The following is a 1,191-nucleotide window of genomic DNA, read 5'->3' as shown; positions in this document are numbered from 1 at the left end:
GGCTTACTTCACGATGCTTGCGACGACGCCGGCGCCGACGGTGCGGCCGCCCTCGCGGATGGCGAAGCGGAGCCCCTGGTCCATGGCGATGGGCGCGATCAGCTCAACATCCATCGTCACGTTGTCGCCCGGCATCACCATCTCGACGCCTTCCGGCAGCTTCACGATCCCGGTCACGTCGGTGGTCCGGAAGTAGAACTGCGGCCGGTAGTTGGTGAAGAACGGCGTGTGGCGCCCGCCCTCCTCCTTGGTCAGGATGTAGGCCTCGGCCTTGAAGCCGGTGTGCGGCGTGATCGAGCCGGGCTTCGCCAGCACCTGCCCGCGCTCCACGTCCTCGCGCTTGGTGCCGCGCAGCAGCGCGCCGATGTTGTCGCCCGCCTCGCCGCTGTCCAGCAGCTTGCGGAACATCTCGACGCCCGTCACCGTCGTCTTCACCGTGTTTTTCAGCCCGACGATCTCGACTTCCTCGCCGACCTTGACGATGCCGCGCTCAACGCGACCCGTCACCACCGTGCCGCGACCCGAGATCGAGAACACGTCCTCGATCGGCATCAGGAACGGCATGTCCTTCGGACGCTCCGGCTGCGGGATGTAGCTGTCCACCGCCGCCATCAGCTCGAGCACGGCGTTCTTGCCGATCTCGGGCGTCTTGTCCTCGAGGGCCGCCACCGCCGAGCCCTTGATGATCGGGATGTCGTCGCCCGGGAACTGGTAGCTGCTGAGGAGCTCGCGCACCTCCATCTCCACCAGCTCGACCAGGTCGGGGTCCGCCAGGTCCATCTTGTTCAGGAACACCACCAGGGCAGGCACGCCCACCTGGCGGGCCAGCAGGATGTGCTCGCGGGTCTGCGGCATCGGGCCGTCGGCCGCCGACACCACCAGGATCGCGCCGTCCATCTGCGCCGCGCCCGTGATCATGTTCTTCACGTAGTCGGCGTGGCCAGGGCAGTCCACATGCGCGTAGTGCCGGTTGGACGTCTCGTACTCGACATGCGCGGTCGAGATCGTGATGCCGCGGGCCCGCTCCTCCGGCGCCTTGTCGATCTGGTCATAGGCCGTGAACGTCGCGCCGCCCGTCTCCGCCAGAACCTTGGTGATCGCCGCCGTCAGCGACGTCTTGCCATGGTCGACGTGCCCGATCGTCCCAATGTTGCAGTGCGGCTTGTTCCGCTCAAACTTCGCCTTCGCCAT

Annotated in this window: 1 protein-coding gene; it reads right to left on the bottom strand. The window is 66.9% G+C overall.

What is annotated here, in order from left to right; translation table 11 throughout:
* Positions 1–3: 3 nt before the first annotated feature.
* The gene (gene tuf / locus LH62_RS00185) at positions 4–1,191 is read right to left on the bottom strand and encodes an elongation factor Tu (RefSeq protein WP_043358413.1); all 1,188 of its coding nucleotides are present in this window, start codon (positions 1,189–1,191) and stop codon (positions 4–6) included.

The sequence above is a fragment of the Belnapia sp. F-4-1 genome, assembly GCF_000802185.1.
GTDB lineage: Bacteria > Pseudomonadota > Alphaproteobacteria > Acetobacterales > Acetobacteraceae > Belnapia.
This window is presented reverse-complemented; position numbering and strand designations above follow the sequence as displayed.

Excerpts from the sequence above, each read along its gene's own strand:
- tuf (WP_043358413.1), bottom strand. The coding sequence starts at position 1,191 with ATGGCGAAGGCGAAGTTTGAGCGGAACAAGCCGCACTGCAACATTGGG.